The sequence below is a fragment of the Leuconostoc gelidum subsp. gelidum KCTC 3527 genome, from assembly GCF_000166715.1.
Lineage (GTDB): Bacteria > Bacillota > Bacilli > Lactobacillales > Lactobacillaceae > Leuconostoc > Leuconostoc gelidum.
This window is the reverse complement of record NZ_AEMI01000043.1, coordinates 1-5,342: the sequence shown is the minus strand read 5'-3', so window position 1 is coordinate 5,342 and position 5,342 is coordinate 1. Positions and strand designations below refer to the sequence as shown.

The 5,342-nt window shown below is 48.7% G+C and carries 1 tRNA gene and 3 rRNA genes; all 4 read left to right on the top strand.

The window, feature by feature from the left end:
- Window positions 1–257 precede the first annotated feature (257 nt).
- The 4 genes from EUI_RS0109950 (at window position 258) to rrf (ending at window position 5,312) form a co-directional block, all read left to right on the top strand.
- A 16S ribosomal RNA gene (locus tag EUI_RS0109950) occupies window positions 258–1,807 on the top strand.
- A 116-nt stretch (window positions 1,808–1,923) separates the two neighbouring features.
- Window positions 1,924–1,996: transfer RNA gene (locus EUI_RS0109945), tRNA-Ala, on the top strand.
- A gap of 193 nt (window positions 1,997–2,189) precedes the next feature.
- Window positions 2,190–5,104, top strand: a 23S ribosomal RNA gene (locus EUI_RS0109940).
- 91 nt (window positions 5,105–5,195) lie between these two features.
- Window positions 5,196–5,312, top strand: a 5S ribosomal RNA gene (rrf, locus tag EUI_RS0109935).
- The 16S, 23S and 5S rRNA genes sit together here with 1 tRNA gene alongside, the layout of an rRNA operon.
- Window positions 5,313–5,342: the final 30 nt, after the last annotated feature.

The window sequence follows — 5,342 nt, the reverse complement described above, 5'->3', positions numbered from 1 at the left end:
AAGTAGTTGACAGAGCGAGAGTAGCGTGGTAAGATAATATAGTTGTCTCAAGCGAGGGACAGCGCGTAGCACATTGAAAACTGAACAAAACTTTGAACAAACGAATCTGTTACTAGTGGTACGAAAGTATTGCTAAAGAAACAAATTTGCGAAGTCAATTCGTAACAAACAAATAAAACGGATCAACGTTATAGAGATATAACAATTAGTCAGTTTAATCGAAGAGTACATCTTCAAGCGATGAATTTAAATTCATTTAAATTGAGAGTTTGATCCTGGCTCAGGATGAACGCTGGCGGCGTGCCTAATACATGCAAGTCGAACGCACAGCGAAAGGTGCTTGCACCTTTCAAGTGAGTGGCGAACGGGTGAGTAACACGTGGATAACCTACCTCAAGGTTGGGGATAACATTTGGAAACAGATGCTAATACCGAATAAAACTTCGTATCGCATGATACAAGGTTAAAAGGCGCTACGGCGTCACCTAGAGATGGATCCGCGGTGCATTAGTTAGTTGGTGGGGTAAAGGCCTACCAAGACAATGATGCATAGCCGAGTTGAGAGACTGATCGGCCACATTGGGACTGAGACACGGCCCAAACTCCTACGGGAGGCTGCAGTAGGGAATCTTCCACAATGGGCGAAAGCCTGATGGAGCAACGCCGCGTGTGTGATGAAGGCTTTCGGGTCGTAAAGCACTGTTGTATGGGAAGAACAGCTAGAGTAGGGAATGACTTTAGTTTGACGGTACCATACCAGAAAGGGACGGCTAAATACGTGCCAGCAGCCGCGGTAATACGTATGTCCCGAGCGTTATCCGGATTTATTGGGCGTAAAGCGAGCGCAGACGGTTGATTAAGTCTGATGTGAAAGCCCGGAGCTCAACTCCGGAAAGGCATTGGAAACTGGTCAACTTGAGTGCAGTAGAGGTAAGTGGAACTCCATGTGTAGCGGTGGAATGCGTAGATATATGGAAGAACACCAGCGGCGAAGGCGGCTTACTGGACTGTAACTGACGTTGAGGCTCGAAAGTGTGGGTAGCAAACAGGATTAGATACCCTGGTAGTCCACACCGTAAACGATGAACACTAGGTGTTAGGAGGTTTCCGCCTCTTAGTGCCGAAGCTAACGCATTAAGTGTTCCGCCTGGGGAGTACGACCGCAAGGTTGAAACTCAAAGGAATTGACGGGGACCCGCACAAGCGGTGGAGCATGTGGTTTAATTCGAAGCAACGCGAAGAACCTTACCAGGTCTTGACATCCTTTGAAGCTTTTAGAGATAGAAGTGTTCTCTTCGGAGACAAAGTGACAGGTGGTGCATGGTCGTCGTCAGCTCGTGTCGTGAGATGTTGGGTTAAGTCCCGCAACGAGCGCAACCCTTATTGTTAGTTGCCAGCATTCAGATGGGCACTCTAGCGAGACTGCCGGTGACAAACCGGAGGAAGGCGGGGACGACGTCAGATCATCATGCCCCTTATGACCTGGGCTACACACGTGCTACAATGGCGTATACAACGAGTTGCCAACCTGTGAAGGTGAGCTAATCTCTTAAAGTACGTCTCAGTTCGGACTGCAGTCTGCAACTCGACTGCACGAAGTCGGAATCGCTAGTAATCGCGGATCAGCACGCCGCGGTGAATACGTTCCCGGGTCTTGTACACACCGCCCGTCACACCATGGGAGTTTGTAATGCCCAAAGCCGGTGGCCTAACCGTAAGGAGGGAACCGTCTAAGGCAGGACAGATGACTGGGGTGAAGTCGTAACAAGGTAGCCGTAGGAGAACCTGCGGCTGGATCACCTCCTTTCTAAGGATAAACGGAAAGTAGCAGGGGCATTAGATTGCCAGTTCAAGAAGTTCAAAGTTTTGTTTAGTTTTGAGTGTGATACCGACATAGGGATCATGGTCAAAGATGACACCTATGGGGAATTAGCTCAGCTGGGAGAGCACCTGCTTTGCAAGCAGGGGGTCAGCGGTTCGATCCCGCTATTCTCCATAGGCAGTGTCAAAGCTGCCGGAGTTGCACATTGAAAACTGAATAGTAACAAATTCTTTTAAAGATAAGTAAAATTATTAATAAATTAAGCCGAGAAACAAAGCAATAAAGAAGTTCTGTAACAGGAATGGAAAAAAACGCAGGTCTGAAAGAAGACCAACTCATAAACTTAAAGCACAACTACGGTTGTGACGGTTAAGTTAATAAGGGCGCGTGGTGGATGCCTTGGCACTAGGAGCCGATGAAGGACGTGACTAACTACGATAAGCTTTGGTGAGCGGTAAGTACGCTAAGACCCAGAGATTTCCGAATGGGGAAACCCAACTCGCAAAGAGTTGTCAATAGTTGAATACATAGATTATTGACGGAACACGCTGTGAACTGAAACATCTCATTAGCAGCAGGAGCAGAAAGAAAAATCGATTCCCCAAGTAGCGGCGAGCGAAACGGGAAGAGCCCAAACCAGAGTGCTTGCATTCTGGGGTTGTAGGACTGATATATAGAAGTTACAAAAGTGTTTTATAGCAGAACAAGTTGGGAAACTTGGCTAAAGAGGGTGATAGCCCCGTACGCGAAATAAAGCACACTTCTTTCAGGATCCTGAGTACGGCCGGACACGTGAAATCCGGTCGGAATCTGCGGGGACCATCCCGTAAGGCTAAATACTCCCTAGTGACCGATAGTGAACCAGTACCGTGAGGGAAAGGTGAAAAGCACCCCGGAAGGGGAGTGAAATAGTTCCTGAAACCACGACGCCTACAAGAAGTCAGAGCCCGTTAATGGGTGATGGCGTGCCTTTTGTAGAATGAACCGGCGAGTTACGGTATCGTGCGAGGTTAAGGTGGAAAGACCGGAGCCGCAGCGAAAGCGAGTGTGAATAGCGCGAATAGTACGATGCTGTAGACCCGAAACCAGGTGACCTACCCATGGTCAGGATGAAGGTGAGGTAAAACTTACTGGAGGTCCGAACCGGTGCATGTTAAAAAATGCTCGGATGAACTGTGGGTAGCGGTGAAATTCCAAACGAACCTGGAGATAGCTGGTTCTCTCCGAAATAGCTTTAGGGCTAGCCTCATTATAAGCATACTGGAGGTAGAGCACTGTTAAGCCTAGGGGCCCATCTCGGGTTACCAAAGTTTGATAAACTCCGAATGCCAGCTATGTATGAATGGGAGTCAGACGATGAGTGATAAGATCCACCGTCGAAAGGGGAACAGCCCAGATCGCCAGTTAAGGTCCCTAAATATATGTTAAGTGGAAAACGATGTGATAGTGCATAGACAACTAGGATGTTGGCTCAGAAGCAGCCACCATTTAAAGAGTGCGTAATAGCTCACTAGTCGAGTGCCATTGCGCGGAAAATGTACCGGGGCTAAACATATTACCGAAACTGCGGGTGTGCGTAAAAGCACGCGATAGGAGAGCGTTGTAAGGGCAATGAAGGTAGACTGTAAGGACTACTGGAGCGCTTACAAGTGAGAATGCCGGTATGAGTAGCGAAAGACAGGTGAGAATCCTGTCCACCGAATGACTAAGGTTTCCTGGGGAAGGCTCGTCCTCCCAGGGTTAGTCGGGACCTAAGGCGAGGCTGAGAAGCGTAGTCGATGGATAACAGGTTGAGATTCCTGTACCAGTAGTAATGCGTTTGACCAATGGAGGGACGCAGGAGGCTAACAGAAGCGCACTGATGGATATGTGCGTGCAAGCAGTAAGTTTGGGAAAGAGTGAAATGCTTTTTTCTGTTAAGAACAAGCTGTGATGCGGATCGAAATAAAGTAGAGAAGTCTGTGATGTCACACTGCCGAGAAAAGCTTCTAGGGAGTATTACACTGCCCGTACCGCAAACCGACACAGGTAGTCGAGTGGAGAACACTAAGGTGAGCGAGAGAACCCTCGTTAAGGAACTCGGCAAAATGACCCCGTAACTTCGGGAGAAGGGGTGCTCATTGTAAAAGATGAGCCGCAGTGAATAGGCCCAGGCGACTGTTTATCAAAAACACAGGTTTCTGCAAAATCGTAAGATGAAGTATAGGGGCTGACGCCTGCCCGGTGCTGGAAGGTTAAAAGGAGTGCTTAGCTTCGGCGAAGGTACGAATTGAAGCCCCAGTAAACGGCGGCCGTAACTATAACGGTCCTAAGGTAGCGAAATTCCTTGTCGGGTAAGTTCCGACCCGCACGAAAGGCGTAACGATCTGGGCACTGTCTCAACGAGGGACTCGGTGAAATTTAAATACCCGTGAAGATGCGGGTTACCCGCGACAGGACGGAAAGACCCCATGGAGCTTTACTGTAGCTTGATATTGAATGTTTGTGCTGCTTGTACAGAATAGGTAGGAGACGAAGAGGATTGGACGCCAGTCTAGTCGGAGTCAAAAAGTGGGATACTACCCTCGTTGTATGAACATTCTAACACTGGTCACTTAACGTGATCGTGGACAGTGTCTGGCGGGCAGTTTGACTGGGGCGGTCGCCTCCTAAAAGGTAACGGAGGCGCTCAAAGGTTTGCTCAGAATGGTTGGAAATCATTCGTAGCGTGTAAAGGCATAAGCAAGCTTGACTGCGAGAGCAACAACTCGAGCAGGTACGAAAGTAGGACTTAGTGATCCGGTGGTTCCGCATGGAAGGGCCATCGCTCAACGGATAAAAGCTACCCTGGGGATAACAGGCTCATCTCCCCCAAGAGTCCACATCGACGGGGAGGTTTGGCACCTCGATGTCGGCTCATCGCATCCTGGGGCTGTAGTCGGTCCCAAGGGTTGGGCTGTTCGCCCATTAAAGCGGTACGCGAGCTGGGTTCAGAACGTCGTGAGACAGTTCGGTCCCTATCCGTCGCGGGCGCAGGAAATTTGAGAGGAGTTGCCCTTAGTACGAGAGGACCGGGGTGAACAAACCGCTGGTGTACCAGTTGTTCCGCCAGGAGCATTGCTGGGTAGCTATGTTTGGAAGAGATAAACGCTGAAAGCATCTAAGTGTGAAACTCGCCTCGAGATGAGATTTCCCATTCGCAAGAAGTAAGACCCCTTAGAGATTATGAGGTAGATAGGCTAGAAGTGGTAGTTGAGTGATCAATGGAGCGGACTAGTACTAATAGGTCGAGGACTTAACCAAAGTCAAGAACGGAAGTTCAAGAGAAGATATGAGTGGCAAAATTTAGAAGAAGAATTTGATACTATTTAGTTTTGAGTGTAAAACTCAAAGGTGTCGTATTGATAGCATAGAGGACACACCTGTTCCCATTCCGAACACAGAAGTTAAGCTCTATCACGCCGAAAGTAGTTGCCGGATCGCTGGCTGCGAGGATAGGAAGATGCGGTGCCGTACATAGAGAGTACTCTGAGAAGGGTAC